The sequence below is a fragment of the Aquitalea sp. genome (assembly GCF_030150775.1).
Classification (GTDB): Bacteria; Pseudomonadota; Gammaproteobacteria; order Burkholderiales; family Chromobacteriaceae; genus Aquitalea; species Aquitalea denitrificans.
In genome coordinates this window covers 38,429-62,748 of the sequence record NZ_JASLFG010000041.1, presented here as the reverse complement: position 1 = coordinate 62,748, position 24,320 = coordinate 38,429, and the positions used below count along the sequence as shown (strand labels likewise).

The 24,320-nt window shown below is 59.1% G+C and carries 21 protein-coding genes and 1 riboswitch; of the genes, 11 read left to right on the top strand and 10 right to left on the bottom strand.

Translation table 11 applies throughout. From position 1 onward, the window contains the following. Positions 1-422 precede the first annotated feature (422 nt). The gene (locus QVF59_RS14780; RefSeq protein ID WP_287880933.1) at positions 423-965 is read left to right on the top strand and encodes an AbiU2 domain-containing protein; all 543 of its coding nucleotides are present in this window, start codon (positions 423-425) and stop codon (positions 963-965) included. A 390-nt stretch (positions 966-1,355) separates the two neighbouring features. On the opposite strand, the gene QVF59_RS14775 is transcribed toward QVF59_RS14780, so the two are convergent. Then, positions 1,356-1,811, bottom strand: coding sequence for a single-stranded DNA-binding protein (locus tag QVF59_RS14775; RefSeq protein WP_045848297.1), 456 nt, complete (start codon positions 1,809-1,811; stop codon positions 1,356-1,358). Between the two features lie 90 nt (positions 1,812-1,901). Beyond that, positions 1,902-3,266 (bottom strand): MFS transporter, encoded by a 1,365-nt coding sequence (locus QVF59_RS14770; RefSeq protein WP_287880932.1) that lies wholly within the window; start codon positions 3,264-3,266, stop codon positions 1,902-1,904. A gap of 180 nt (positions 3,267-3,446) precedes the next feature. On the opposite strand from QVF59_RS14770, the gene uvrA reads away from it, so the two are divergent. The 3 genes from uvrA (at position 3,447) to QVF59_RS14755 (ending at position 7,291) form a co-directional block, all read left to right on the top strand. Further along, positions 3,447-6,275 (top strand): excinuclease ABC subunit UvrA, encoded by a 2,829-nt coding sequence (gene uvrA / locus QVF59_RS14765; protein WP_159876113.1) that lies wholly within the window; start codon positions 3,447-3,449, stop codon positions 6,273-6,275. 59 nt (positions 6,276-6,334) lie between these two features. Next, a complete protein-coding gene (locus QVF59_RS14760; RefSeq protein WP_287880931.1) occupies positions 6,335-6,778 on the top strand; it encodes a VOC family protein in 444 nt (147 codons plus the stop codon). Between the two features lie 309 nt (positions 6,779-7,087). Further along, on the top strand, positions 7,088-7,291 hold the full coding sequence (locus tag QVF59_RS14755; protein WP_287880929.1) for a hypothetical protein: 204 nt from the start codon (positions 7,088-7,090) through the stop codon (positions 7,289-7,291). A 337-nt stretch (positions 7,292-7,628) separates the two neighbouring features. Here QVF59_RS14755 and QVF59_RS14750 read toward each other — a convergent pair whose 3' ends face one another. Beyond that, a complete protein-coding gene (locus QVF59_RS14750; RefSeq protein ID WP_287880927.1) occupies positions 7,629-9,275 on the bottom strand; it encodes a BBE domain-containing protein in 1,647 nt (548 codons plus the stop codon). A 218-nt stretch (positions 9,276-9,493) separates the two neighbouring features. Between QVF59_RS14750 and QVF59_RS14745 the strand changes: the two genes are divergently transcribed. Further along, positions 9,494-10,753 (top strand): hypothetical protein, encoded by a 1,260-nt coding sequence (locus QVF59_RS14745; protein WP_287880926.1) that lies wholly within the window; start codon positions 9,494-9,496, stop codon positions 10,751-10,753. 206 nt (positions 10,754-10,959) lie between these two features. Here QVF59_RS14745 and QVF59_RS14740 read toward each other — a convergent pair whose 3' ends face one another. The 4 genes from QVF59_RS14740 to QVF59_RS14725 all read right to left on the bottom strand — a co-directional run bounded on the left by QVF59_RS14740 (position 10,960) and on the right by QVF59_RS14725 (position 13,987). Next, on the bottom strand, positions 10,960-12,072 hold the full coding sequence (locus QVF59_RS14740; RefSeq protein WP_287880924.1) for a histone deacetylase-like amidohydrolase: 1,113 nt from the start codon (positions 12,070-12,072) through the stop codon (positions 10,960-10,962). Positions 12,073-12,532: 460 nt separating this feature from the next. Beyond that, complete coding sequence (locus QVF59_RS14735; protein WP_287880923.1) at positions 12,533-12,676, bottom strand: LuxR C-terminal-related transcriptional regulator; 144 nt, start codon at positions 12,674-12,676, stop codon at positions 12,533-12,535. 160 nt (positions 12,677-12,836) lie between these two features. Further along, complete coding sequence (locus tag QVF59_RS14730; protein ID WP_287880921.1) at positions 12,837-12,983, bottom strand: hypothetical protein; 147 nt, start codon at positions 12,981-12,983, stop codon at positions 12,837-12,839. 107 nt (positions 12,984-13,090) lie between these two features. Then, on the bottom strand, positions 13,091-13,987 hold the full coding sequence (locus QVF59_RS14725) for a LysR family transcriptional regulator (protein WP_287880920.1): 897 nt from the start codon (positions 13,985-13,987) through the stop codon (positions 13,091-13,093). Between the two features lie 101 nt (positions 13,988-14,088). Here QVF59_RS14725 and QVF59_RS14720 point away from each other — a divergent pair, with 101 nt between their 5' ends. Beyond that, positions 14,089-15,357 (top strand): MFS transporter, encoded by a 1,269-nt coding sequence (locus QVF59_RS14720; RefSeq protein ID WP_287880918.1) that lies wholly within the window; start codon positions 14,089-14,091, stop codon positions 15,355-15,357. Between the two features lie 85 nt (positions 15,358-15,442). Here the strand turns inward: QVF59_RS14720 and QVF59_RS14715 are convergent, their stop codons facing one another. After that, positions 15,443-16,843: an L-serine ammonia-lyase gene (locus tag QVF59_RS14715; RefSeq protein ID WP_287880916.1), complete on the bottom strand. Its 1,401-nt coding sequence runs from the start codon at positions 16,841-16,843 to the stop codon at positions 15,443-15,445. A gap of 391 nt (positions 16,844-17,234) precedes the next feature. Further along, positions 17,235-17,322, bottom strand: a riboswitch (glycine riboswitch). A gap of 148 nt (positions 17,323-17,470) precedes the next feature. Further along, a complete protein-coding gene (locus QVF59_RS14710) occupies positions 17,471-18,112 on the bottom strand; it encodes an NAD(P)-dependent oxidoreductase (RefSeq protein ID WP_287880915.1) in 642 nt (213 codons plus the stop codon). Positions 18,113-18,214: 102 nt separating this feature from the next. Between QVF59_RS14710 and QVF59_RS14705 the strand changes: the two genes are divergently transcribed. Both QVF59_RS14705 and mmuM read left to right on the top strand, forming a co-directional pair. Beyond that, positions 18,215-19,120: a LysR family transcriptional regulator gene (locus QVF59_RS14705; RefSeq protein ID WP_287880914.1), complete on the top strand. Its 906-nt coding sequence runs from the start codon at positions 18,215-18,217 to the stop codon at positions 19,118-19,120. Further along, entirely contained in the window at positions 19,117-20,073 is a 957-nt protein-coding gene (gene mmuM, locus QVF59_RS14700) for a homocysteine S-methyltransferase (RefSeq protein ID WP_287880912.1), read from the top strand. The genes QVF59_RS14705 and mmuM overlap by 4 nt, the downstream gene beginning before the upstream one ends. A 59-nt stretch (positions 20,074-20,132) precedes the next feature. On the opposite strand, the gene QVF59_RS14695 is transcribed toward mmuM, so the two are convergent. Continuing rightward, positions 20,133-21,239: a methyl-accepting chemotaxis protein gene (locus QVF59_RS14695; RefSeq protein ID WP_287880910.1), complete on the bottom strand. Its 1,107-nt coding sequence runs from the start codon at positions 21,237-21,239 to the stop codon at positions 20,133-20,135. 398 nt (positions 21,240-21,637) lie between these two features. On the opposite strand from QVF59_RS14695, the gene tauA reads away from it, so the two are divergent. From tauA to tauC, 3 genes are read left to right on the top strand one after another with little or no spacing between them, the layout of a single operon-like run. Then, positions 21,638-22,627 carry a taurine ABC transporter substrate-binding protein gene (tauA, locus tag QVF59_RS14690; protein ID WP_287880908.1) on the top strand — a complete coding sequence of 330 codons (990 nt, stop codon included), beginning with the start codon at positions 21,638-21,640 and terminating at the stop codon, positions 22,625-22,627. 2 nt (positions 22,628-22,629) lie between these two features. Further along, positions 22,630-23,421: a taurine ABC transporter ATP-binding subunit gene (gene tauB / locus QVF59_RS14685; protein ID WP_287880906.1), complete on the top strand. Its 792-nt coding sequence runs from the start codon at positions 22,630-22,632 to the stop codon at positions 23,419-23,421. Continuing rightward, the gene (gene tauC, locus QVF59_RS14680) at positions 23,418-24,299 is read left to right on the top strand and encodes a taurine ABC transporter permease TauC (protein WP_287880905.1); all 882 of its coding nucleotides are present in this window, start codon (positions 23,418-23,420) and stop codon (positions 24,297-24,299) included. The genes tauB and tauC overlap by 4 nt, the downstream gene beginning before the upstream one ends. Positions 24,300-24,320: the final 21 nt, after the last annotated feature.

Here is a 24,320-nt window from a genome sequence, read left to right as displayed (position 1 = left end):
GCGCCTTTGGCTCCGCTGCAAAGCGGCCCGTTACCTCGGCGTTGATGGTAGCTCTTTGATAACTACAGGCCGTTCAGCTGCCAAATAGTTGAAGGTTTTGTATGCCCGCAACTGGCTGGGTGCAACTGAAGCTGACAGAATCCAGAAAGCTGCTCTTGCGGTTTCGTCCGTCGGCTATCGGTATCTGATATGGGAATCCCGCTCTCTGCCAGAAGCGGCTATTGCACAGATTTCAAGAAAGCTGCCATTTGTCCGCAACGAATGCCTTTGGCTTGTCTTCAAGCTAAAGGCATATTGTTGTGGTTATACCGAAAAATGATCTTCAATTTACTTAAATTCAAGAGCTTTATTGTTATACGGTTCCGTGTTCCCGTGTAAACCAGTAGGGCATCAATGAATCGAACGCTATTAGGCATCAGAGTATGGATGAAAGACTGAAGGCCCTGTTCACTCCCGTGAAGAGTGAGATGTACCAATTGCTCCTAGCTGCCTACTGCTATGAAAAAAAGTTAGACAATCTTGGGGAACGATTGAAGAGTGAGCCACGGGCATTTTTGCTTGAAGAAATAACTTCGTTGCGCCATCTATCGAATGGAATGATTCTTCATATCTGCAACCTAGACGATGAGAGCAGTGCTTGGTCCATACGGGCGATGACCAAGTCTATGGGGAAGATGAAGGAGTACGCTAAACGCACAAAGGAATGTTCAGACCTCTTGAAAAGGTATCGAGCTCAGATAAATGAATTCAAGACGAAATACCGAAATCAATTCATCGCGCATCGTAACGGGGAGTACTATCCCGAACCGTTTGATTTGCCTGATTACAGAACAGAATTCAGAGAAATCATACAGACCGCACTCTCAGCCCTCCAGTGCATTTGGGGCAGCACCTTGGAATTCGGTTTTCACCTTGGTTCAAGCGACCCAACTATAGACTTCAAGAAAGAGTTAGGTATTGTCTAAGCGTTTGGATTTTTCGTATTTCATACTTGGTAGCCAAGTTAGCCCTGAAGTCTATCATCATAAAAATGACGTATAACTCAAACGTTGAAGATCTGTTTTTGGATCGATACAGTACCGCTTCGGCCGAAAAATTCCCATTCGCTATCTGAAGTAATCTTTGGGGCTTTAGGAGCAAAGATCTTCAGCACGGGAGTGATCGGCTAAGCAGCTTTTAGCACTGACCCTCTCGACTAGCGATGCACGTCCGGGATGTTGAGTAACTTGACGATTCTTTCATGGTGCTCAACTTGTTCCCCATGAACAATTATTTTTTTACGCAGCCAAAATGCATAAACCCCCGCGGGGCGGGGGTCTTGGGGGAATACTTTACAAAGTACTCTCAGGTGTAAGTCAGAACGGAATGTCGTCGTCCATATCGTCCAGCTTAGGAGCCGGTTTGGCTTCCATGCGGCGCGGGGCGGCCGGTGCGGCGGCCGGGCGGGACTGGGCTGCCGGTTCGCCGTAGGCGTAGTTGTCGTCCATGGACGAGCCGCCTTCGCGCTTGCCGCCTTGCAGGCTCAGTTCGTTCACGCGCACATCCGGCGACAGTTGTTTCTGGCCTTCCTTGTTCTGCCATTCGCGCAGGGTGAGCTGGCCGTACACGGTCACTTGCTGGCCCTTGCTAAGGAAGTTTTTCAGCGATTCGCCGCGCTTGCCCCATACCTGGCAGCTAAACCAGTTGGTGGTCTTGCGCTCGCCAAAGCCGATGTCGCTGGCCACGCGGAAGCTCAGCACCGGTTCGCCGCTCGGGGTGTAGCGCAGTTCGGCGTCTGCCGCCAGGCGTCCGTCAAAAGTGATGCTGTTCATGTGGATCTCCGATTCGATTCGATAATGCTGCGCCGGTCTTGGCCGACGCATGATTGCAGGGTGAGGTGCGTCCTGGCAATGGCCGCACCGTCAGGAATAAGTAGCCTCTACCATTTGCTTGACGGCGTCCTCGTCCCAGCCTTGCTGGGAAACCTTGAGGTAGGCCACCCGGTCTTCCAGCACTACCACGGCTTCGCTGACGCCAGTGAGGGCCGACAGCTGTTGTGACAGCTGTTGCGGGTTGCCTTGCCAGTCCTCGCCGATGTGGAACATCACCGAGCGCACTGCCTGTGGTGCCTGCATGCTGAAGGATGCCAGCAGCCAGCTGGCCATCAGCACGCTGGTAAAGCCGAACACACCGGCCGGGCCGTAATGGGTGTACAGCCAGCCGCCGGCGGCGGCACCCATGAACAAGCCAAAAGACTGGGCCGTATTATACACACCGATGGCGGTTCCTTTGGCATCGGCCGGGGCGATTTTTGAGATCAGCGAGGGCAGGGTGGCTTCCAGAATGTTGAAGGCGATGAAATACAGGCCCAGCCACATCACGATTTGCCAGAAGCTGTCCAGCGCCAGTGCCATACCCAGCTGGGCGGCGGTCATGATGGCAATGGCACCGATGAATACTTGTTTCAGCTTGGCCTTTTTCTCGCCATAGATAATGGCCGGCACCATCAGCAGGAAGCCGACCACGGTCACCGGCAGGTACACCTCCCAGTGGTGGGCCTTGTCCAGGCCCGCGGTCTTGATCAGGGCGAAGGGGATGGTGACGAACATGGCCATTTGCGCGGCATGCAGGGCGAAAATGCCGTAATTGAGCCGTAGCAGCTGCGGATTTCTCAATACTGCCGGCAGGCGTTTGGTATTGGCCTCGGTATCCGAGTGAAAGCGTGAGATGGCCGGGTCGGGGATGATCAGCCACACGCCCACCAAAGCTGCCAGCGACAGCACGCCGGTTAGCGCGAAGATGCCGTTGACGCCGATGTACTGCGCCAGTACCGGCCCCAGCACCAGGCTGACGGCAAAGGTGGTGCCGATGCTCATGCCTATCATGGCCATGGCGCGGGTACGGTTCTCTTCGCGCGTCAGGTCGGCCAAGAGGGCGGTAATGGCGGCAGAGATGGCTCCTGAGCCCTGAATCACGCGACCGATGGTAAGGGTGACGATATCGTGAGCACCGGCAGCCACGAAGCTGCCGATGGCAAACAGCACCAGCCCGCCGTAAATCACCTTCTTGCGGCCGATGCGGTCGGACAGCATGCCCAGCGGTAGTTGCAGCAAGGCCTGAATGAGGCCGTAGCTGCCCAGTGCCAGGCCAATCAGGGTGTGGTTGTCGGCTCCGCGCAGGGTTTGCGCGTAGATGGCAAACACCGGCAGGATCAGGAACATGCCCAGCATGCGCAGGGCGTAAATACCAGCCAGCCCGAGGCTGGCGCGCAGTTCAAGCGAATTCATGTGTGTTGTCGTTATCGATTCAGGAGTCAGGCTATCAACGCCGCCGACGGCCAGCGGTTTACCTTGCGGGCCATTATCATGCGCTGCCTTTTTTGCTGCAGCGCATACTTTGGTGGAGCGGCGGTCGCCAAGTCGGGTATATTATCAGGTTCCCCGACCGACTGAGTAACGCTCTCACACATGGACACCATCCGCATTCGTGGCGCTCGGACGCACAATCTGAAAAACGTCAACCTGGACTTGCCGCGCAACCAGTTGATCGTCATCACCGGCCTGTCCGGTTCCGGCAAGTCCTCTCTGGCTTTTGACACCCTGTATGCCGAGGGCCAGCGCCGCTATGTAGAGAGCCTGTCGGCCTATGCCCGCCAGTTTCTGCAATTGATGGAAAAGCCGGATGTCGACCTGATCGAAGGCCTGTCGCCAGCCATTTCCATCGAACAGAAGGCCACCAGTCACAACCCGCGCTCGACGGTGGGTACGGTCACGGAAATCCACGACTACCTGCGCCTGCTGTTTGCCCGCGTGGGCGAGCCGCATTGCCCGGAGCACGGCGTGCCGCTGGCTTCGCAAACTGTCAGTCAGATGGTGGATCATGTGCTGGCGCTGCCGGAAGAAACCCGGGTGATGATTCTGGCCCCGGTCATTGTGGGTCGCAAGGGTGAAAACCTCGACCTGTTCGATGACTTGCGCGCCCAGGGTTTCATCCGCGTGCGGGTGGATGGCGAAGTGTATGAAATCGACAGCCTGCCCAAGCTGGACAAGAACAAGAAGCACACCATCGAGGTGGTGATCGACCGCCTGAAGGTGCGCGAGGACATGAAGCAGCGGCTGGCGGAAAGCTTTGAAACCGCCTTGCGCCATGCCGAAGGCCGCGCCATTGCGGTGGAGATGGATAGCGGTCAGGAACACTGGTTCTCGGCCAAATTTGCCTGCCCGGTGTGCAGCTACAGCCTGCCGGAGCTGGAGCCGCGCCTGTTCTCCTTCAACAATCCGATGGGTGCCTGCCCCAAGTGCGATGGTCTGGGTGAAATCACCTTTTTCGACCCACGGCGCGTGGTGGCCCACCCGGAACTGACGCTGGCTGCGGGTGCCATCAAGGGCTGGGACAAGCGCAACCAGTTTTACTTCCAGATGCTGCTGGCGCTGGGTGAGCATTATGGCTTTTCGCCCACCGAGCTGGCTTTTGAAGATCTGCCGGAAAAAGTGCGCCATGTGGTGCTGCATGGTTCCGGGCGCGACAGCATCGAATTTGTCTACATGTCGGAGAAGGGTACCCGCTTTACCCGTGCCCATCCGTTTGAAGGCATCATCCCCAACCTGGAGCGTCGCTACCGCGAAACCGACTCCAGCGCGGTGCGTGAAGAACTGGCCAAATACCAGAACAACCAGCCTTGCCCGCATTGCGCCGGCTCGCGGCTGCGGCTGGAAGCGCGCCATGTGTTCATCGGCGGGCGTACCCTGCACGAGCTGAACCAGCTGCCGCTCAAGGAAGCTGCTGCTTTCTTCTCCCAGCTGAATATCAGCGGCCACAAGCATGCGGTAGCGGAAAAGATTGTCAAGGAAATCAGCGAGCGGGTGTCCTTCCTTAATAATGTGGGTCTGGACTACCTTAATCTGTCACGTTCGGCCGATACCCTGTCTGGCGGCGAGGCTCAGCGTATCCGTCTGGCCAGCCAGATCGGCTCCGGCCTGACCGGGGTGATGTATGTGCTGGACGAACCGTCCATCGGTCTGCACCAGCGCGACAACGACCGCCTGCTGGCCACGCTGATGCGCCTGCGCGACATCGGCAACAGCGTGATTGTGGTGGAGCACGACGAAGACGCCATCCGTGCCGCAGACTACCTGGTGGACATGGGGCCGGGCGCGGGTGAGCACGGCGGCGAGGTGCTGGTAGCCGGCACGCCGGCTGATGTGGCTGCCAGTGAAAACTCGGTAACTGGTGCCTTTCTGTCTGGTCGTCGCCAGATCAACTGGCCGGGCGAGCGTCGAGAGGTGAATCCGGAGCGGGTGCTGAAGCTGCATGGTGCCACCGGCAACAACCTGAAGAATGTGTCGCTGGAACTGCCGCTGGGCATGCTGGCCTGCATCACCGGCGTGTCCGGTTCCGGCAAGTCCACCTTGATCAACGACACCCTGTACAAGATTGCTGCGCGCGATCTGAACGGTGCCAGCGAAGAGCCGGCACCGTATGACAGCATCGAAGGGCTGGAGCTGCTGGACAAGGTGATCAACGTCGACCAGAGCCCGATCGGCCGCACCCCGCGCTCCAACCCGGCCACCTATACCGGCCTATTCACCCCCATCCGTGAACTGTTTGCCGGGGTGCCGCTGTCACGCGAGCGTGGCTACGGGCCGGGCCGGTTCAGCTTCAACGTCAAGGGCGGGCGTTGCGAAGCCTGCCAGGGCGATGGCGTGATCAAGGTGGAAATGCACTTTTTGCCGGACATCTACGTGCCGTGCGACGTGTGCCACGGCAAGCGCTACAACCGTGAAACGCTGGAAGTGCAGTACAAGGGCAAGAACGTTTACGAAGTGCTGGACATGACGGTGGAGCAGGCGCTGGAGTTCTTTAGCGTGGTGCCGGCGGTCGCCCGCAAGCTCAAGACACTGATGGACGTTGGCCTGGGCTATATCCGCCTGGGGCAGAGTGCCACCACCCTGTCCGGCGGCGAAGCGCAACGGGTGAAGCTGGGGCTGGAACTGTCCAAGCGTGACACCGGCCGCACTTTGTATATTCTGGATGAACCCACCACCGGCTTGCACTTCCACGATATCGACCTGTTGCTGCAGGTATTGCATCGCCTGCGCGAAAACGGCAATACCGTGGTGGTGATCGAGCACAATCTGGACGTGATCAAAACCGCCGACTGGCTGATCGACCTTGGCCCCGAAGGCGGCGCGGGTGGTGGCCAGATTATTGCCACCGGCACGCCGGAGCAGGTGGCGGCAAATCCGGTCAGCCATACCGGGCGTTATCTCAAGCCGCTGCTGACGCCTCGCCACTAAGTCCGTAGAATGGGCGCGCGCCACGCCGTGGCCGCGCCACCCACACCAATGAGGATGCAATGCTATCGCTTGGCAAGATTGACCATATCCATATCCGTGTCACCGATCTGGCAAAGGCGCAGGGCTGGTATCAGCGCGTGCTGAACCTGGCACCGGATGCTCGCTACAAGCACATGCAGGGCGGCCCGCACGGTGTCGTGATGCTGATGAACGGCAACGGCTCGGTACGGCTGGCGCTGGCGCAGGAAGACAAGCCGGTATGCGAACCCGGTTCGGTGGCTTTTTTGGTCAGCGGGCAGGACTTCCTGGAATGGATAGACCAGCTGGCTGGCGAACGCGTAATCGACCGTGCCGGCCAGGCGGTGGCGCGTGATTCGGTGGTGGATCACCAGTTCTTTTGCTCCATCAGCTTTGTCGATCCCTTCGGCAACCCGTTTGAAATCGTCAGCTACGATCACACCTGGCTGGCAGGCAAACTCAAGCTGGCCAGCAAACCGGCCTGATTGCCCCTGCAAGCAACAGCAACATCAACCCGCTACGGCGGGTTTTTTCATGTCAGTCATCCGTGCCAGTGGGTCGGGCGGTGCTTGCCAGCGGTCGCCAAGTTCCTGCTGTCGCCATGAGGCGACATGAATATTCTTTTGATATCAATATCTTGCAGATTAATACCTGAATTCAGTCGCCAGTTACCGACAAAAATATGGATTCATCATGCAGTATTTATGGCAAGTGATTGTTTTGCATGGAAAAACAGGGCTGGCATGCAAGTTGCAAAAGCGGAGGTGTCTTCCAATCATTCCGAAAGATAGCTCATGCAAAAGACACTGCTTGTTCTCGCCATGCTTACCCTGCCGCTGGCCAGTATTGCCATGATAGAGCTGGCATTTGCCGCGCCGCCTTCAGCAGAGGCCGAGGCAGATCCTCAGGCTCCGCAGGCTTCCGTCCCGCAAGCGGTACTGCCGGATGCCGCAGCAGCGCAAGACAGCAGCATGCCGCAGCCTGCTGGACAACAGTAGTAAGCCACCACGCTGGTTTTCAACCGGTGATGTAACAAGGCCCGCCTTTAGCGGGCCTTGTTCGTTTCAGACAGGGAAATGACAGCTGTAGAGGCGGGCTTACAGAGAGTGCAGCGCTGCCATCTCATCCAGCAACTGGCGCTGCAATTGCAGCATGGCCGCGCAGGGCTGCTGCTGGCGGATGAAGTCCAGCAGCGGGTCGACCACTTCGCTGCACTGGCCAGACGTTGCCTCAGCGCACCTTGACCCTGGCGTTCCTGCCAAGCAAAAGGCCCGCAAAATTGCGGGCCTGCGGTTGAACAGGCTCAGCCTGTGTCAGTTTGCAAAACCATTTCCATTAGCGGATAGGACGTTGCAATGGAATGGACATTTCATGTCGGAACAGATTGAGCGGGTCAACCTTGTTTTTCAGCGCAATCAGCCGGTCAATCAGTGCCTCATCCTGGTAGTAAAGATGCAGCCAATTCGGATCAACCTGGGTTGAGCCATCCTGGACGTATTTCATGTCCACATCGGGATAATTGATATAGCAACCCTGATATGCAGGCAGTAGTGGGCGATTACCCGTAGAGGCATGCACGGCATTGTAAATACGGCGAATCCAGGCTACTTGCACGTCATCCTCTTTCGGGTCAGTCCAGTAAGTCTGATACTGTGCCTTGAGAATGGATTGACGCTGTGGTACGGCAGTATGCCCAGTGCCATTGGCATTGATCTTGCCGCCATAGGAGTCAATCTGCACCAAGGATTGCTTCATTGCCGTGTCGTTAAGGTTGGTCAGATTGTTAAACAGGGCTTTACATACTTCATCGCTGAAGTTTTCAATCTGATATTCAGACTTGTATTTGCCGCGCTGATTATTGCCCGAGCCATTGATGCTTTGGGTAACATAAATCCAGTCCATCGCCATGAGCGGGTCTGCCTGGCTGAGTGTCATGCCGGCATCACGGCGTCCCAACGGGTTGATATTGGGAAGCAGGAAACCATCATGAACCACACCAGGTTTCCCTGCTGCATCATTCATCTTCTGGATAAAGTCATTCAGTGGCTTGTCGCGCTCACCGCCAACCAAACCGTCAATACCAGTGTACTGGATGGCAAGGACAATATTGTCATCACTCTTGATGTGATTGAGTTTGAACAGGGTAAACAAGCCACCATTGCCAATTGCCGGGTCCGGGTTATTGGAATTGGCATCATTGTCATGAAACCATTGCCAATAAGCCTGCAGTAATTTGGTGAAATTTTCCGGGTGATCCTGGAACCATTTCCAGTCATATTTAAGCGGATACCAATACGCTTGTTGCGGAGCATCCGGCAGTTCGGCGTAGTAATAATTGATGATGATGCCAAAGTTGTTGCCGCCGGCACCGCAGCAGGCAGTAAACAGCATGCGGTCGGTTTCGTCAGCGCTATCGGCGCGAACATGCTTGAATTGCAAGCTTTTACCATCGGCTGCTGCAACCAGGATATCCACGCCGCTGACCCAGTCCACCGTCAAGCCATGCAGACGGGACAGCAGGCCATAACCACCGCCACTGACGTGGCCACCAACACCAACCGAGTAGCAAGATCCCCCCGGAATGGTTTTCCCTGCTTGTCGGTATAGTGAAATGTAGCCATCCCAGTTTTGATTGCCGGTGGCAATACGGAACTGATAGCCGTGATCGCCCTTGTCATAAGGGGATTTGACTTGACCGGCGGCATCATGATCCATGCCTTTCATTTCACCAACGTCAATGATGGCAAGTTTTTCTGTGGCATCCAGACGGTTGGAAACAAAACCTTCATAGCAATGGCCACCGCTGCGTACAGTAATGCGGAAGCCTTGACTCAAGGCTTCATTGGCTGCGGTTTGCACTTCTTCCGGTGTGCTGCAGATATAAATACGCTGGGCACCATCTTCGCTGGTAATTGGCCAGCGCAAATTAAAACCCTTTTGTAGGGCGACATATGTTTTATTGCTGCTTTCAATCTTGTTCATGATAAATCCCATCGGTTATTAATCAAACAGCAAGGCAACTCATTGCTGAGAATTTTCTTGCCCTGCGGTATGAATTGTTGAGCCATCACGCTGAATTAGCAATAAGTTATATTTGATTTTTCTTATTAACTGTACTTTGGTTCAGTATTGGCGGTGTATGTCATTTAAATGCCAGATCCTATATTAGTGGCCGATATTGCTGAGAAATCAGTGCGGCTGTGACTGATATTCAAGATGTGATGACATTTGAAAATGACTTGGGTGGTGTTAGTCTGTGTGTGGAAATTGCACCCAATGGAACGTATTGCAGTCGATATTCTCTATCGAAATACATATTTGTATTACTTAATATATTTAAGGAGTGTTTTGTGAGATTAAAAGACTTTGTATCCATTGTTGTGATTGCCTCGATGTTGGTAGGCTGTGCCAGTGCCAACTTGACTGGCTTTCTGGGTTCGTTTCGTCATGCCGGGAGTGGCCAATATACTGATACTGATCAGGCAATTCCGTTTATTTCAATGTTGTTTGATAATGGAGGCGTGGTAAATATTGATGTGGGTGAACTGCCATTTGTTTATGCCAAGCTCAACCAGGATGGAGAGCTGGAATCGGTTCGGCCACTTGAGGGCGGAGTCAGGCTGGATGATGGCCAACTGCTACAGGGCTATCACTCTGATTCCTATGTCATCCGGCGCAGCTACAGTAAAACAGATAGTCAAGGGCCTGTGGTGATGCCGGACAAACCCGACGCCCTGGCCGCCTGGTTAAGTCCGGATATGCCACCAGCCATTCTGTTTCTGTATCAGCAAGATCAGTCTGGTGGCATCAAGTTGGAAAATGCGGCGCAGTTTCTTAGCGGGGGCGCCAATATGGCCAGCCACCACATGCAGGCACTATTGGCGGTGGAAACGGCCATTTACGAGCTGGTACCGGGAAGTGACTACCGTCGTTTCTTGCAGCAAATGGCGACGCGCAGCAAGCGCTGTGATAACAAGGGCGACGAGCGCAGCCTGGCGACGGTGCCCTGTCTGCCCAATCACCAGTTGCCGGTGATTTTTGCCATCAAGGCCAAACGGGTGGTTCATCTGAGTCAGGAAATGCTTAATCATGCCTTCGGTGGCAAGGCTGATCTGCCACTCATTCCTATTGATGCGAGTAAGACCAGTCTGGGAATTGATGCCAACAGGCAGCGTATTACCGCCTTGTTCACGCATTATGAGGATGCGCATGAACAGGACCTCCGCTTGCAGTGGCGCTGTGATCTGGATCATCACTGTTATCCCAGCGGGATAGCAGCGGACAACGATGAAACATTGGTGTATGCCGTGTTTGCCACCAGCGCCATGCGCTTTGCCCGTTATCTGGATGCCAAAGTACCTTTCACGCTGCCCAGCAGTTCTGCCTTGCTGACTTCGCCTGCGCCGGCAACATCAGTTGCCGGCCAGCAGCGCCGCGGCATGATCCATTCCAAAGCCTAAGCTCTCGCTACGGCATGGGGCAGTCCATGACCGATCATGGTGCCGCACAGCTGACATGTCCTCTGCATGTCATGCCCGGCCCTGCCGTGCTGACGGTTTGATGCTGATGTCGTCATGCCAGGCCTCACTCCGTGGCCAGCACAAGGCCCGCCATTGGCGGGCCTTGTTCGTTTCAGCCAGGTAGATCAACGCTGCGGTGGCAGGGCTTACAGGCTGTGCAGCGCGGCCATCTCATCCAGCAACCGGTACTGCAATTGCAGCATGGCCGTGCAGGGCTGCTGCTGGCGGATGAAGTCCAGCAGCGGGTCGACTACTTCGCTGCTAAGGCCCGACAGGGCTTCGATGGTGGCGAGGCCACAGAACGGCACATAGGCTTCGGAATAGCCGCCTTCGTGCATCAGCACCAGCTTGCCGGCACAGTGTTGTTCGGCAAAGCTGCGCAGCAGGGTGGTCATCTGGCGGAAAGTATCGCTGTGTGCCTGCATGCGTGCTAGTGGGTCTACCGCATTGGCGTCATAGTCGCAGGCGACGATGATCAGTTGCGGCTGATAGCGCGCCAGCGCCGGCAGCACGATGCGCTGCATGGCGTACAGATAGGCGTCGTGGCCGCTGCCCGGCAACAGCGGGATATTGATATTGGCTCCCAGCCCGGCCCCTGTGCCGCGGTCTTCACTGCCGTTGTAGCCCGGCGGGAAACAGCCGTCCTGATGCATGGATAGGGTCAGCACGTCCGGCCGCTGGTAGTAGATGGCCTGGGTACCGTTGCCGTGGTGCACGTCCCAGTCCAGCACTGCCACCCGTTCGATGCCGTAGCGCGCCTTGGCCGCTTCGATGGCAATGGCGATATTGGACAGGAAGCAAAAGCCCATGGCGGCATCCGGCAGGCAGTGGTGGCCCGGCGGGCGCGTCAGCACATAGGCATTGGCCACCTCGCCGCGCCACACCGCATCCACGGCGGCGATGGCAAGGCCGGCAGACAGGCAGGCAATGTCATAGCTGCCCGGCCCGACCGGTGCTTGCGGGCCGAGTTCGCCACCTCCGGCATCGCTGATGCGCTTGAATTCATCCAGATAGGCTGCGCCATGCACCCGCAGCAGGTCTTCACGGCTGGCCGGCTCGGCAGTGCATTGGCGCAGCTGACGACTGATGCCGGCCACATCCAGCAGGTTTTTCAGCCGGCGCTTGGTTTCCGGCGATTCGGCATGGCCGGCGGCTGCCGGGGGCTGCACCCAGCGGCCTACCGGTAGGGTCAGTGCATGCAGGCCGGCGCTGTGCCACATGCACAGCTCATCAAAATAAAAGGCAGTCGCGGATGTCATGGTTTCTCCTTGGCTTCAGGTGTGGGCAGGGACGATGGCTGCGAAACCGACAATGGCGGCGATGGCCGGGCGCGCATGGTGTGCTGGCACTGCGGGCTTGGCGCGGGAGAGCGTGTTCATGGTTTTTCCTCTGTAGCGGGTGATCCGTTGGGCGGATTCTCTTGTCGGGCAGTCAGCTCAGAAAACATGTACCAGACGCAACATGGCCTGGCTGCTGTCAAAGCTGTTGGTGGCATGGCCGGGCAGGCTGGCCGCCAGGGTGGTTGGAACGGGGCGAAACGGGGATATGGCATGCTTCTTTGGGTGGGGGTGGGGGGTGAGTAACATGGGGACGCAACTTTCCCTGCCGGCCATGGCGGACGATGGCAGCTGCAGTGACTTACGGGTGGAATCCGCAGGCTGGGGAGATCAGCCAAATGGCGCTTGCTGGTGCAAGGGATGGGCGATGCCCGCCTTGCCGTTAATGCCAAGCTTGGTGTAGATCGCGGATGTGATGGCGCACGGTATGCGGCGACAGGCCCAGCTTGCGCGCGATGTCCTTGTAGGTCTGGTATTCGCCGAACAGGCGGGCAACATCGGTTTCTCGGCTGGAAAGCTGCTCCATCGCGCAGCGGTAGCGCGCGGTCAGCAGATAGAGGTCGCTGATGCGGCGCGCCTCGATATTGAGCCGGGCACCGTCATGTTCTTGCGGTGACAGGCCGGTGGGCAGGGTGGGGCCGGTCCAGTGCGGCCACTCGGTCAGCTGCAGGTCGACAAAGCCGGGCTCAGTGCAGGGTGCCGTGCTGGTTACATACCACCATGGCCAGCCGCGGGCCGCCCAGGGTTTCGTGCAGGGCCTGCAGGGTGCGGATTTGGTTGATGGTCTGATGGCTGCTGCATGATGTTCTCCTCTGTATGGCGTGCGGTGGCAACGTGGCCTGCCGTTTGTTCCTTGGAGCGGCTAACAAAATAGCGTAGCACTCCTGAGGCAAGGCGCGTCGTCGCAGGCAGTAACGATGCTGCTGCAGGGGGGGCAGCGCTAAATGGCCGGGATTTCGTCCCACAGATGGGCGATGAAGCCGCCCACCAGTGGCGAGCTGTCGCCCTCGCGGGTGGCAATGCCCATGGCCAGATACGCGCCGTCGTCGGTCAGCGGGATATAGCGCACGCCGGGCAGCTGCACGCAGTTCAGCGGCGAGGGCAGGATGGCGATGCCCAGCCCGGCTGCCACCAGACCCACCTGGGTGGTGGCTTCGCCCGCTTCCTGGGTGATGCGTGGCTCGAAGCCCTTGGCCTCGCACAGCTGGCGGATGACCGTGTGCAGGCCGGTGCCGGCGCTGCGCGGATAGCTGATCATGCCCTCGTCGCGCAATTGCCCCAGCGACAGGCTGGGCTCGCCCGCCAGCGGGTGGTTGCTGTTGATCACCACCAGCAGCGGGTCGCGCCGCAGTTCCTGCACCAGGATGTTGTCCGCTGGTGACAGGCCGTTGAAACGCACGAAGCCGACGTCGATATCCTGCTGCTGCAAGGCGGAAAACTGGTCGGTGGTGAACATTTCACGCAAGGTCAGCCGCACTGCCGGATAGTGCTGGCGATAGGCATGCAAGGCGGCGGGCAGGATGGGGGTGAGCGGCAGGGAGGAGGTAAAACCGATGCGCAGCTCGCCCACCTCGCCACGTGCGGCGCGTCTGGCCTGTTCGGCGGCCTCTTCGGTATCGGCCAGAATGCGCCTGGCGCGTTGCAGAAATTGCTGACCGGCAGCGGTCAGTTCCACCTTGCGTTTTTCCCGCAGAAACAAGGCCACGCCCAGCTCAGCTTCCAGTGACTGGATTTGCTGGGACAAGGGCGGCTGGGCGATGTGCAGGCGCTCGGCAGCGCGGGTGAAGTGCAGCTCCTCGGCAACGGTGACGAAATAACGCAGGTGGCGCAGTTCCATATTGATACTTTTAAAGTATTAATAATTGAATAAAGATATATTGGACTGCTGTTTTGTCAAGGACTAAGCTCGAATCCTGTATCACTGCTACCGGTTTGAACATGCCTCCCGATTCTGCTTCCTGTGCTGCTACGCTGAATGCAGGTACCGCCTCCGCACAGGAGAACACCATTTCCTCCAGCGCCCGCCTGCAAGCCGGTTCTCCCGCATTTCGTGCCACCGCACGGGCCATGTTTGTCGGCGGCTTCTGCACCTTTTCCATGCTGTACAGCATGCAGCCGCTGATGCCGATGTTTGCCCAGGACTTTGCCCTGAGCCCGGCTGCCGCCAGTAGCGTGCTGTCGGTGCCCACCACCGGTCTCGCGCTGGCGCTGATTCCGGCCAGCTTTCTGGCGGACAAGGTGGGGCGCAAACCGGTGATGAATATTGCCCTCAGTCTGGCTGCCGTGCTGATGCTGCTGGCAGCTTTTGCGCCCAGCTTTCAGCAGTTTCTTTATCTGCGTGCCATTTTCGGCGTGGTGCTGGCCGGTTTGCCTGCCGTGGCCATGGCTTATCTGAGCGAGGAGGTGGAGCCCTTGTCACTGGGCCATTCCATCGGCCTGTATATCGCCGGTAATGCGCTGGGTGGCATGAGCGGGCGCTTTCTGGCCGCGGTGATTGCCGACCACTTTGGCTGGCGTGCCGCAGTGCTGGCGCTGGGTGTACTGGGGATTGCCGGGGCCATCGAATTCTGGCGCAGCCTGCCGGACTCGCGCCATTTCAAGCCGGTGCCATTGAACCTGGCCGAACTGCGGCGCGATGTGGGCAGCCATTTTGCCGACGGCGGCCTGCCCTGGTTGTTCCTGTCAGCCTTCCTGTTCATGGGCTGCTTTGTCAGCCTGTACAACTATCTGGGTTTCCGCTTGCTGACCGCGCCCTTCAATCTGAGCCACAGCGTGCTGGGCTTTGTGTTCTCGCTGTATATGGTGGGTATCTGGGCCTCGGCCTGGGTGGGGCGCATGGCCGACCGCTTTGGCCGTCGCAACATGTTGTGGCTGATGGTGGTGCTGATGGCCGCCGGGCTGCTGTGCACGCTGGCGGATTCGCTGTGGCTGATGGTGCCGGGCATTGCGCTGTTTACCTTCGGCTTTTTCGGTGGCCATTCGGTGGCCAGCAGCTGGATAGGCCGCCGTGCGCAACGCGGCAAGGCGCTGGCTTCGGCGTTTTACCTGACCGCTTATTATCTGGGTTCCAGTGTGGTGGGCTCGTTTTCCGGCCTGCTGTGGGGCATGGGCAAATGGAATGGCGTGGCGGCGATGATTGCGCTGGGTTTGCTGGCACTGCTGCTGATTGCCCTGCGTCTGCGCAAGCTGGAGCCGCTCCCCGTTTAGTTCTCTGGCAGAGATACACATGAAAAACGCCGTGGACATTGTCCACGGCGTTTTGTGTTTTGGCCCGCAGGCCAAGGTGCGGGTATCAGCACTCCACCACGTTCACCGGTACTTCGATCACATTGATGGCCAGGCCGCCACGTGCGGTTTCCTTGTACTTGGTGCTCATGTCACGGCCGGTATCGCGCATGGTCTTGATCACGCGGTCCAGCGACACGCAGTGCTGGCCATCGCCACGCAAGGCCATGCGCGCGGCATTGATTGCCTTGATTGAGGCCATAGCATTGCGCTCGATGCACGGTACTTGCACCAGGCCGCCCACCGGGTCGCAGGTCAGGCCCAGATTGTGTTCCATGCCGATTTCGGCTGCGTTTTCCACTTGTTCCGGCGTACCGCCCATCACCTCGGCCAGCGCACCGGCCGCCATCGAGCAGGCCGAGCCCACTTCGCCCTGGCAGCCCACTTCGGCACCGGAGATGGAGGCATTGAGCTTGAACAGGATGCCGATGGCACCTGCAGTCAGCAGGTAGCGCACGATGCCGTCTTCGCTGGCACCTGGCACAAAGCGGGCGTAGTAATGCATCACCGCCGGGATGATGCCGGCAGCACCGTTGGTGGGGGCGGTTACCACGCGGCCACCGGCGGCGTTTTCTTCGTTCACCGCCAGCGCGTACAGATTCACCCAGTCCATCACGGTGAGCGGGTCGCGCAGCGCGGCTTCCGGTGCGGCCAGCAGTTTCTGGTACATGTCGGCAGCGCGGCGTTTTACTTTCATGCCGCCCGGCAAAATACCTTCGCGCTGGCAGCCACGTTTGACACAGGCTTGCATCACGCCCCAGATAGTGAGCAGGTCACGGCGCACTTCTTCCTCGCTGCGCCAGGCCAGTTCGTTTTCCAGCATGATCTGGCTGATGCTCTTGCCCTGTTCCTTGCACAGTGCCAGCAGTTCGGCGGCGGTATTGAACTGGTGTTTGAGTTCGGTGACGCCCGGTGGGGTGAAGCCGGCTTCGATGGCTGCTTCATCCACCACAAAGCCGCCACCTACCGAATAGTAGGCGCGCTTGGACAGGCTGTTGCCGTCGGCGTCGAAGGCTTCAAAGATCATGCCGTTGGGGTGGTAGGGCAGTGTCTTGCGCTTGTGCAGGATCAGGTCGTCCGGCTCGTTGAAGGCAATGGCGTGCTCGCCCAGCAGTTTCAATTGTTTTTCCCGGCGGATATTGGCCAGGATGTCCGGCACGGCGTCGGTATCCACCATGTCGGGCAGTTCGCCCGCCAGGCCCAGCAATACCGCGGTATCCGAGCCGTGGCCCTTGCCGGTGGCACCCAGCGAGCCATACATCTCGCTGCGCACACGGCGGGTGGTGGTCAGCAGGCCATCCTTTTCCAGTCGTGTGACAAACTGGCGCGCGGCGCGCATGGGGCCAACCGTGTGGGAGCTGGACGGGCCGATACCAATCTTGAACAGGTCAAAAACACTGATTGCCATGATGCTCTCTTGTCTGATGCAGGCAGTCTGCCGTGCAGTCTGCAGGTGTTGCGGGTGGGGGCTCGCCAGCTTGCGGACGCGGGCCCGTGTGTCGTGTGTCAGCGTGTCATGCTTTGTGCAGGCTGACTGTTCTGCTTCCGGCCATCAGGCGTCGTGAAGCGTCAAGTCCGGTAACCGGGTGGGGGTTGGCGAGCGGGCGCGGGCCTGTGCGTGCCGGGCAGCCATTGGCAGGCCGGGGGCTTGTCCCGCAACCATGGCCGGAAGGCAGGCATGCAGGCACGACACAGTCTTGGCCCCCTCTGTCCTTTTGCCTGAGAGATTGTGGTCGGCAGGCGACCTTCCTTCGGCGAGACCGCCAGGCAGATGCCCGGGTCTTCTCTCCAGAGAGCCAGACGATGGTGCAGTTCTTTTGCCTGAGAGTTTCTGGGGCGATACCCCTTCGGCGTCACCGCTGGGGTGATCTCTCCTGCGCCATCCAGTACGGCTGGCTGGCACTGTAGATAAGCCGGGAATGGCTGTCAACGCCAATATTGACGCGGGTTTTGATGTGCGCTTGCAGCATGTCGCGGGCAAGCGCAAAAAGCCGCCTGCAAGGTGCATGGCGGCTGGAAGTGGCGGCGCAGGAAATCAGTTGGCCACGGTAAAGCGCTGGCGGCTGTGGCGCGGGGTTTGGGCTTCATCGGCAATGGCCACGGCCAGGTCGGCCACGCTGATGCCGGCAGGCTGGTCACCATTCATCAGCAGTTCATCGCCACCCAGACGGTACTGGCCGCTGCGCTCGCCCGGTGCCAGCAGGGCCGGCGGCGACAGGAACACCCAGTCCAGCACGGTTTCCTGTTGCAGGGCTGCCAGCGCCTGGCGGGCACCTTCCGCGCCTTCCTTGTATTCGGCGGGGAAGTGCGGGGTGTCGATCAGTTGCACGCCCGGTGCCACATACAGGCTGCCGGCACCGCCCACTTCCAGAAAGCGCGGGACACCGGCCTGCTTCACGCCAGCCACAATGGCAGCATGGCCCTTGAGGAAAAGGGCGCGGATGTCGCTCTTGTCCCAGCCCGGATTGAAGGTGCTGATCACCATATCGTGTCCGGCAACCGCCTGGGCAATGGCGGCGGCATCGTAGGCATCGGCCTTCACCGCCGTCAGTTGCGGGTGGCTGGGTAGGCGTTCCGGACGGCTGACAATGGCCGATACCTGATGCTGGCGTGCCAGCAGTTCTTGCAATACGGCAGAGCCGACAAAACCGGTGGCACCAATCAGGGCGATTTTCATCTTGCTTTCCTTTCGATAGTTGATGGAAGCAAGTGTAATAGCTTGTAGTACGGCTGATAATCAGGCGATACTGGCATTAATAAATTAGCAGGACTTAATAATATGGATATCTTGCGGCGGATGGCGGTATTTGCCACCGTGGTGGAGCAGGGCTCGATGGTGGCGGCGGCACGCACGCTGGGCATGACACCATCGGCGGTCAGCCAGCATGTCAGCAAGCTGGAGGCAGAACATGGCGTATCCTTGCTGCACCGGACCACGCGCAGCCTGACGCTGACCGAAGCCGGCAGCCTGTTTTATCAGGGCTGTGCCGACATGCTGGCCGCCGCGCGCCTGGCCGAGCAGCGCCTGAACGAGCTACGTGACGCGCCAGTAGGTGAGCTGCGGCTGTCTGCTCCCACCGGCTTTGCCGGGCCGATGCTGACCGAGGCGCTGGCCCCGCTGCTGGCCGCCCATCCGCGCCTGAGCCTGAAGCTGTTTTTTCATGACGAAATGATTGATCTGGTGCAGCACCGCATCGACCTGGCTTTGCGCGCCGGCGATCTGAAAGACTCCTCCCTGGTGGCGCGCCATCTGGCAGACTGGGAAAGCGTGCTGTGCGCCGCGCCGTCCTATCTGGCGCGCCTCCCGGCCATTTCTACCCCGGAACAATTGGAGGGACACCAGTGGGTAATGCTGGACCATGAACGCAGCCACACCTGGCTGACCATGGAAAACCCGGCAGGCGAAGTGGTGCGGCCCATGGTGGCGCGGCGGGTCAGCAGCAACAACATCCTGGCAGCGCGCCAGTTTGTCCTGGCCGGCATGGGCCTATCCATCCAGCCCGAGCCTGAAGTGCGGCAGGAGCTGGCCGAGGGACGGCTGCTGCGGGTATTGCCGCAGTGGCGTCTGCCGGCACTGGGCATTTATGTGGTGACGCCACGGCGTGATGCCCAGCCGGCCAAGGTGCGCTATGCCGTCGAGGCCCTGCGCCAGCGCATGCAGCAAAAACCGGGGAGCCCGACATGAGTGGCACGGCCTTGAACGTGTTGCAGGACAAGTTGGTACAAAGCGATTGCCTGCTGCTGGATGGCGCGCTGGCCACCGAGCTGGAGGCGCGTGGTTTTGATCTGGCCGACCCGCTGTGGTCGGCACGCGTGTTGCTGGAAGCGCCACAGGCAATCGCCCAATTGCATCTGGACTATCTGCAGGCCGGTGCCGACATCATCACCACTTCCAGCTATCAGGCCAGTTTTGAGGGCTTTGCCCGGCGCGGGCTGGATCGACAGCAAGCCACCGGGCTGATGCAGCTGTCGGTTGATCTGGCCTTGCAGGCGCGCCAACGCTTCATGGCAGAACAGCCAGAAACAGCGACAGCGCCGCTGGTGGCGGCATCGGTGGGGCCTTACGGGGCCATGCTGGCGGATGGCTCGGAATACCGGGGTGATTATGGCCTGAGCGTGACTCAGCTGATGGATTTTCACCGGCCTCGGCTGGCTGTGCTGGCCGCCAGCGGGGCCGACTTGCTGGCATGCGAAACCATTCCCTGCCCGGAAGAGGCGCTGGCGCTGGCGCGGCTGTTGCAGGAGGAGTTTCCCGCCACGCCGGCCTGGATCAGCTTCAGTTGCCGGGATGCAGTCCGTGTGTGGCAGGGCGAACGGCTGGCAGACTGTATTACCATGCTGGACGGCGTGGCGCAGGTGGTGGCGCTGGGGGTGAACTGTACCGATCCGCGTTGGGTGGAAAGCCTGCTGCGCCAGGCGGCTAGCGTGACAAGCCGACCATTGCTGGCCTACCCCAATTCGGGCGAGCAGTGGGATGGCCAGCACAAGTGCTGGCACGGCACGGCCAGCACGGCAGATTTTTCTGCACAGGCCCGGCGCTGGCGACAAGCCGGTGCGCGGCTGATTGGTGGTTGCTGCCGTACCGGGCCGGCGCATATTGCCGCTTTGCGTGCCTGTCTGGATGCTAGAGGCGGGTAAGCAAAAAGCCGGTCATGGACCGGCTTTTTCTTGTTGTAAAGCTTGGGCAGCCAGCGGCTTCAGATCTGGCGGGTGCAGGGTTCGTGCTCCATGGTCGTGAGGATGTCCATCACCTGGCTGGACGCATCTTCCATGCGGCGCAGTGCCTGTTGGGCCTTGGCAAAGTCCTTGGCGTGGAAGGCATCCAGCGCATCCTTGCCGAAGTTGTGCACATTGGCATGCGGCGCTTCCAGCTGGTTGTAGTTGCTGTTGCCCTTGCACTCCTGTGCACCACGGCCTTCGTAGTACCACTTGCCCAGGCGGCAGTGATGGTGCGAGGACACCTTGTCCGACGACAGATCGTGATAGCCGATGAAGGCCTTGTAGACATCCAGCTTGAACACGATGTGATCCAGCTTCACCACCTCCATGAAGCTGGTGTTGGTTCCCTGGGCAATCACGCGCGCCATCTGCTCGCTGACATTCACCATGCTGCGGATGGCGTCAGCGGTTTCGATGCCGGTTTCGCGATAGCCAGCCACCTGGCTGGCGGCCTCGGTTACTTGTTCCTTGGTGCTTTGCGAGGCATTTTCCACATCGCCTACCAGGCTGGAGATTTCATTGGTGGCATTGGCCGTGCGTTCGGCTAGCTTGCGCACTTCGTCGGCTACCACGGCAAAGCCGCGGCCTTGTTCGCCGGCGCGGGCGGCTTCGATAGCGGCGTTCAATGCCAGCAGATTGGTCTGGTCGGCCACATCCTTGATCAGTTGTACAAACTGGCGAATCTGTCCGGTCTTGCTGTTGAGCGAGTCCATGGATTCGGCAGTTTTCTGCTGCGCCTGGGCAATTTCATCAAAGCTGTGCGCCAAGGTGTCCACGGCACCGCGGGTGCCATGCAGGGTGCTGACGGCATCGGCAGCGGCACCGAAATTGCTTTCCATCAGGGTGGCGAGGTCGGCAAAGGAGGTGCGGATGCTGGCCAGGCTACCGCAGAAGTCGCCAAACGGTTCGATATAGCTCTGATTGCGCTGGCTGGAAAGCTGCAGGTCCTGCAGTTGCTGCTCGGCCTGCTGGCGTGCCTGCTCGCTGTCATGCTGGCGTGCCTGGCTTTGCTGCAGATCCTGTTCCAGTTGCTGTACGCGTTGTTGTAGTTCTTCAATACGTCTGTTCTTTGCTGTCCCAAACATTCAGGTCTCCGACTACTGGTGAGTTATTATCTATTGTTGAAACTAATTTTGTTATTTTCAATTACTTTACTTGGCTTGGTATGGAATCGGGAAATTATTTGTGTTGTGTCCTTTATTTTACTGAAAATTACAAACATATCTTTTAGCTGGATATTAATTTCGCTGGCTAATAGTTTAAATACTCGCTCGCGGTGATGATCTGCGATTTGCGTAATATCAATCAGGGCTTCGATATTTTGCTATTTTTTGCTGACTTGTGAACGGGCTGACCAGTCTTGCAAGGAAGGTGGGCTTATTGCAATTTTCTGCTAAGCAAACCGTTTTTTCTTGCTTAGTTTTCGTGGTGCCGCTTGCTAGATTGGTGTTCATCAAACACACAGCCAATAGCGGAATACACCATGACTCAAGCCAAGACAATCCGACGTTCCCTGATTGCAGCTTCCCTTGCCCTGCTGGGTAATCTGGCTCACGCCGCCGATACCGTGACCATCGCCTACCAGACCGGCATCGACCCTACCAAGATTCCGCAAGCTGACGGTACTTATGAAAAGGCCACCGGCACCCAGATCAACTGGCGCAAGTTTGAAAGCGGTTCGGAAGTGATTGCCGCCGTGGCCTCGGGCGACGTGGTGATCGGCAACCTGGGTTCCAGCCCGCTGGCCGCTGCCGCCAGCCGTGGCCTGCCGATTGTTACCTTCCTGGTGGCCGATGAAATCGGTGACGCCGAGGCACTGGTGGTGCGCAATGGCAGCAAGATTGCCAAGCCGCAGGACCTGATCGGCAAGAAAGTGGCCGTGCCCTATGTATCCACCACCCACTACAGCCTGCTGGCCTCGCTCAAACACTGGAATGTGGATGCCAGCAAGGTGAATGTGCTGAACCTGCGCCCCAGCGAAATCACTGCTGCCTGGCAGCGCGGCGACATTGATGCCGCCTATGTATGGGACCCGGCACTGGGCAAGATCAAGGCTAACGGCAAGGTGCTGACCAGCTCGGCACAAGTCTCCAAGTGGGGCGCCCCGACTTACGATATCTGGATCGTGCGCAAGGACTTTGCCGATGCCCATCCGGAATTCGTCAACAAGTTTGCCAAGGTATCGCTGGATGCCATCGCCGGCTATGTGGCCAACCCCAAGGCCTTTATCGCCAACAAGGACAATATCGACAAGATCAGCCGCCTGACCGGCGCGGCTCCGGCCGACGTGGTGCTGGGCTTGCAGGGTAACCGCTTCCTCACCCAGAAAGACCAGATCGCCCTGCTGCAAAAGCCTTTCGTGCAGGCCGTGGCCAATACCGCAGCCTTCCTGAAATCGCAGGGCAAGGTGGACAGCCTGCAGGCTGATTACAGCCCCTATGTGAGCAACCAGTTTGTGAAGGCAGCGAAATAATCATGGCCATCCTCTCCGCCAACAAGGTGAGCGTGCGCTATCCCGGTCAGGACCGGCCCGCCTTGTCCGAAGTGTCGCTGGATATCGGTCCGGATGACCTGACCGTGGCACTGGGGCCGTCCGGCTGCGGCAAGACCACCTTGCTGAATCTGTTTGCCGGTTTTGTCCAGCCGGATGGCGGCGAGGTGCGCTTTGGGGATAGCCGGGTGACCGGGCCGGGCGCGGACCGCGCGGTGGTGTTTCAGCACGACGCCTTGCTGCCCTGGCTTTCCGTGCGCGACAACGTGGCTTTTGGCTTGCGCCTGCAAGGCGTGGCCAAGGCCGAACGGCTGGCGCGGGCTGACGAGGTGCTGCGCCTGGTCGACCTGCCGGAGGCCGGCAGTCGCTACAGCTGGCAGCTGTCCGGCGGCCAGCGTCAGCGCGTGGGGATTGCCCGTGCGCTGGCCAGCCATTCGCAGGTATTGCTGATGGACGAACCCTTCGGCGCACTGGATGCCTTTACCCGCGAGCAAATGCAGGAGCTACTGCTCAAGGTGTGGCAGCAGGCGCGGCGACGCATTTTCCTGATTACCCACGATATCGAAGAGGCGCTGTTTCTGGCCACCGAACTGGTGCTGATGTCGCCGGGGCCGGGCCGCATTGTCGAAACCCTGCGCCCGGGCTTCAGCCAGCGTTACCGGGCGGGTGAATCGGCGCGGGCCATCAAGTCCGATCCGGCCTTCATCGCGCTGCGCGAGCAATTGCTGGCCACCCTGTTCGACCATCGCCGTCAGGCCGAGGAGATTGCCGCATGAATGCACTGGAAAACACTCTGGAGCAGAAACTGGCCGGCGTGGCCGCCAGCAAACCGGTGCCGGATGAACTGCCGGTGGCCACCCTGACAGCGCGTAGCACATGGTGGCGGCAATACCGCCGTGGCTGGCTCAGCCTGATCAGCCTGCTGGCGGTATTGGGCGGCTGGTGGGGACTGTCGCACAGCGGCATTGTGCCGCCCTTGTTTCTGCCTGCGCCCGAAGCGGTGGTGGCCAAGCTGATCACCGTCAGCACCCAGGGTTTCATGGATGCCACCTTGTGGCAGCACCTGGCGGCCAGCCTGCAGCGCATCGTGCTGGCCTTGCTGGCTGCGGTGTTGCTGGGTATTCCGCTGGGTGTGCTGATGGGCGTCAGCCCGGTGGCGCGTGGCCTGCTGGACCCGCTGATTGAAGCCTATCGCCCGGTGCCACCGCTGGCTTATCTGCCGCTGATTGTCATCTGGTTCGGCATCGGCGAATTGTCCAAGGTGCTGCTGATTTTCCTGGCCGTGCTGGCCCCGGTCATCATCGCCACCAGCCACGGCGTGGCACAGGTCAGCCGTAACCGCCTGCGTGCCGCCCAGACACTGGGGGCCAGCCGCAGCCAGTTGCTGTGGTTTGTCATCCTGCCCGAGGCCTTGCCGGAAATCCTCACCGGCATCCGCATCGGCCTGGGTACCGGCTGGTCCACCCTGGTGGCGGCCGAGCTGGTGGCTGCCACCCGCGGGCTGGGTTTCATGGTGCAGTCGGCAGCGCAGTTCCTGGTGACGGATGTGGTGATTCTGGGCATCGCGGTGATTGCGGTGATTGCCTTTGCGCTGGAGCTGGGCTTGCGCCTGTTGCAGCGGCGACTGGCACCCTGGCATGGCCAGCTCGACTAAAGAGATTTGATGGTCGCTGCC